The organism is Paraburkholderia sp. UCT31 (assembly GCF_014397655.1).
Classification (GTDB): Bacteria; Pseudomonadota; Gammaproteobacteria; order Burkholderiales; family Burkholderiaceae; genus Paraburkholderia; species Paraburkholderia tuberum.
The window spans coordinates 1-3,958 of sequence record NZ_VZQP01000138.1 but is presented as its reverse complement, the minus strand read 5'-3'; the positions used below and the strand labels follow the sequence as shown (position 1 = coordinate 3,958).

General features: G+C 59.4%; 4 protein-coding genes. 1 reads left to right on the top strand and 3 read right to left on the bottom strand.

Annotated features, from left to right (window positions below; translation table 11 throughout):
* Positions 1–315: 315 nt before the first annotated feature.
* Both F6X40_RS41005 and F6X40_RS41000 read right to left on the bottom strand, forming a co-directional pair.
* The gene (locus F6X40_RS41005) at positions 316–1,449 is read right to left on the bottom strand and encodes an NAD(P)H-dependent flavin oxidoreductase (RefSeq protein WP_187631827.1); all 1,134 of its coding nucleotides are present in this window, start codon (positions 1,447–1,449) and stop codon (positions 316–318) included.
* A 148-nt stretch (positions 1,450–1,597) separates the two neighbouring features.
* Entirely contained in the window at positions 1,598–2,056 is a 459-nt protein-coding gene (locus tag F6X40_RS41000) for an Lrp/AsnC family transcriptional regulator (protein WP_187631826.1), read from the bottom strand.
* 124 nt (positions 2,057–2,180) lie between these two features.
* Here F6X40_RS41000 and F6X40_RS40995 point away from each other — a divergent pair, with 124 nt between their 5' ends.
* A complete protein-coding gene (locus F6X40_RS40995) occupies positions 2,181–2,717 on the top strand; it encodes an RBBP9/YdeN family alpha/beta hydrolase (protein ID WP_187631825.1) in 537 nt (178 codons plus the stop codon).
* Positions 2,718–2,884: 167 nt separating this feature from the next.
* Here the strand turns inward: F6X40_RS40995 and F6X40_RS40990 are convergent, their stop codons facing one another.
* Positions 2,885–3,529, bottom strand: a complete 645-nt coding sequence (locus F6X40_RS40990) for a hypothetical protein (protein WP_184062635.1) — start codon at positions 3,527–3,529, stop codon at positions 2,885–2,887.
* Between the last annotated feature and the right edge of the window lie 429 nt (positions 3,530–3,958).

The window sequence follows — 3,958 nt, the reverse complement described above, 5'->3', positions numbered from 1 at the left end:
GCGTCCGGCCTTCACCAGCCCGACCATTTGTGCCCGAAATTCCGCCGGGTACGGGGTACGATGCTTGCCCATAATCGGCACCTCCTTCTCCAAAGGATAGATGTCCGTTTTTCTGGGTCAACTTCAGTTCGACTGTGATTTGCGTTCAGATTGCTGCAAACGACAAGCCGCGACGTGCGCCGGGACGGGTTTCGTCAATTCCCAGTGGCTACGCGTTTTGACACACTCTGGGCCGCGACCAGACCGCCGGCTCGATGACCGGGCTGCCGCTCGACGCAGCCGCTTGAGATGAGAGCTTTGAGCCGCGCACCCGATTTATGTGGTCGACTTCGACGCCCCGAAATCCGCAAGTAATAACGAGTTGGCTGATAACGACGTGATTGACCAGACCATTTCGCGTACGAGCGTGGCGACCAACTCGGCAGCCGGCATTGCTCGCGACAGGCGTACAGCCTGCCCCGCCCATTGCGCTGCATATTCCGAGCTACCGTGCGCCTGTGCCGCAGCATTGAGCGCTTTCCCCGCAGCGAACGCCAACGGAAAGTCGGGTACCGGCGGGCAGGCGGGATCGCGCCCGAGTCTCGTGAAATGATTTTCGATCGCACGAGCCGGCCTGCCGGAAATTACCTTTATCAATGCGGTCCTGCTTCGAGGGTCAAGTAGCGCGGCGCGGTCAGCCTCACTCGCAACAGACTCGGCCGTGGTGAGGAAAGCAGTTCCAAGCTGGGCCGCTTGCGCGCCCAGCGCGAGCGCAGCTGCAATGCCCGCGCCGTCCATGATCCCACCCGCAGCAATCACCGGCAGTGACGTTTCGCGCAGCAGCAACCGGACGAGCGCTATCGTCCCGAGCTGTTCGTCCGCCAACGCCGGATCGAACATGCCACGGTGGCCGCCCGCCTCGATCCCTTGCGCAACAATGGCATCGATTCCCGCTGCTGCAATTTGGCCCGCTTCGTCCGAATTAGTGGCCGTCGCCATCAACACAATGCCGGCGTCGCGCAGTGCGGCGATTTTTTGCGAGGGTGGCAGCCCGAAATGAAAGCTGACGACAGCTGGGCGTTCTTCTAACAGCAACGTCAACATCGCGTCGTCGTCGACGAAGCTTGAGTAACCCGCGCCGAGGGCCGTTGGCGGCTGTGCCTGGAAGCGCTCGAAATGCGGCTTCAGATACGTGAGCCAACGCGCGTCACGCGCCAAGTCTGCGGGTGGTCGAACATGGCAAAAGACATTCACGTTGAATGGACGTTCAGTGAGCAAACGTGTTTCGCGGATGAGGGCGCGAGCGTTCTCCGCAGTCATGCCGCCAAGACCGACGGAGCCCAGCGCACCTGCATCGGACACGGCCGCAGCCAGCGCCGGGGTGGCCCAACCGGCCATCGGCGCCTGGATGATCGGTACAGCAATTCCGAGTTTCGCAAGCAGGTTACTTGAGTTTTCAGTGGTGCCCATCGCACGCTCCTTCGCCTGGTCATGACTAGTGCGTGGTTTTGCGCGCTCGCCACGTCGACTATATTGTGCATCGCTGCGACGCTGACCGCATTTCCCCCGCTGGGGGGTGCTAAACGAAGGGTACTATCGACCCCATATAGATAGTCCGTCAAGTCTGCGATCCGAGGATCGCCTTCGGCGGATAGCTCGCTAGCACGACAGAAGTGGTCACGGGCCCGAATCTGGCAAACGCGTCGATTGCGGTTTCGAGCTGGGCCATCTCTTCAACCACAATCCGAACGATGAAGCAGTCTTCACCAGTGATCCGGTGCGCCTCGACGATCTCAGGCATTGCTTCGAAGGCGCTCAGGCAATGCTTAATCTCAGCATGGGTGGTGCGGATTCGCACGATCGCCGCGATGCCCCGACCGACGAGGCCGGGATTTATCCGCGCCGCGTAGCCCTCGATGACTCCCCGCTCCTCGAGCCTTCTGATGCGGGCGGTGACAGCCGGCTGAGAAAGCCCGATCTGCTTCCCAAGTTCCGTGTTGGTGACACGTGCATTGCGCTGAAGCACCTCCAAGATCCGCCAGTCGAGCCTGTCCAACGTTACCGGCTTAGTTTTCATTTGTAAGCACCCTCAAGCTCAGTCAATTCGTTTGTGTATGACCATCAATCCATTTGATTTGCGATGTTGCCTGAATTCGCGAGCTTTTACACTGGATGCTCATTCACTCATGGAGATCTGGCAGATGGACTACCCCGTTCTTGTTGTTCCTGGCATCGGCAACTCCAGTCCATTGCACTGGCAGAGCGTATGGCAAGCCGCGCATCCGGATTGGCAACGCCTCGCAGTCGAGGATTGGGATTACGTCGTGTGCGATGAGTGGGTAGCGGCGATAGAACGGCAGCTAGCGGCAAACGGGAGGGAGACTGTCATAGTGGCGCACAGCCTCGGATGTCTGGCCGTGGTCCATTGGGCTGCCAGGTACGCGCGGAAGATTCGTGGCGCGCTGCTTGTGGCCGTGCCGGACCCGGCATCACCGGCATTTCCCCGGGTAGCCGCGGGCGGATTCGCGCCCCTGCCATGGGAGCAGTTGCCGTTTCCGACGACCGTCGTATCCAGCACCAACGATCCATACGGCAGCGTGGACCACGCACGCGCCTGCGCAGCTGCGTGGGGCAGCGAACTCGTCGAAGTTAGAGCGAAGGGACATCTCAACGCCGACAGCAACCTTGGCAATTGGCCCGAAGGGTTTCGATTGCTGGAGAAGATGAACAACGGTTGATCCGGTGTTCAACCGCCGGCGTGCCTATTCCAGCGTGCGAGGTCGGGTCGCTCACGGGTCGCAGCCGCCGACGGTGGAATAGTTCTTCACTGAGCGGCAATGGAAACACCCATCCAGTTTCGGGATGGCGCCGCTGATTGACGACGGCACGCCAGAAAATGGCTTATTTAGTTTTGGACGTTTTTACCGTAGTCTTCCCAGTACCGAAGCGGATCGCGATATTGTGGATAGTGTAAGTTGAGCCACGCCGACAGTCTGGCCCAGTCGGGATGGTTGGTACCGGTTTGGGCAGACCATATTGACGATCTTTCAAGAACCAGACCGTTCAAGCGATCACGGACAACCAGGCTGCCCAGTCCGCTTGAACTGTTCGTCTGTGATTCAACCAGATACCGCGGCAGAATCCTGAGCTCCGCGTCCTCCGCCCACCCGTATACCGCGCGAACTACGCCGGTGGAATCTCGCAACTCCGTGGGTCCACTTCCCTGCCGAACGGCTGTCCAACCCTCAGGAAACTCAGCGACAACCTCGTTTTTTCCTTCCCTTACCCACTTCGCGTGCCATGCTTTCGCCATCGCCTCGCGTACGTGAGACACCGACTCGTAGCCAGTAGGCAGCTCGATCGCCATCGGAAGAGTAATGAGGTTGTCCTTCCAGAGTTTGGTTTCGTTGTCGACGCGCTCGACTGCGTCGAACGCCCCGGCTTCGAATGGGTTCTCGGGCCGGCCGCTTACTTTCACGTTCCCGCTGGGCAGGCCTTCGAAAAGGCGCTCAGCATCGTGGCGGGTGAGTTTTGTCTTTCCTTTCTTCATGGTCTCACTACAGCAAGGTTGTCTCACTAACATGGAGGCTCTGACGTCCAAAGTCGGGCGCCACGTCCTCTCGCGTGCGCGAACATGCGCGCGATTCTATTCTGCGCCATTTGCCTGTTACCGGCTCGCGGGGTGGCAATGGCGCGGCTTATGCTTGTTCATGCCGCCGGACATCAGATGAATCGAGCAACGCAAGTCAGAGGATGAGCGGACAGGCGATTATCGACTTCTCGCTAACGCTCATTCTATGAGAGCGGCTAACGAAGGATATGGCAGAATCCGGGCAACTGAAAGCCCAAATACGGTAGAGTCGAGATGTGGCGCGGTAGCGGTAGGTTCGGTTTGTCTGTTGCCGCCCCTTTCGTCTGGCGGTGCCCGAATAACTTCACCCTAACCCCGTTTCCACACCCCGCTCATCGAACCGGACAT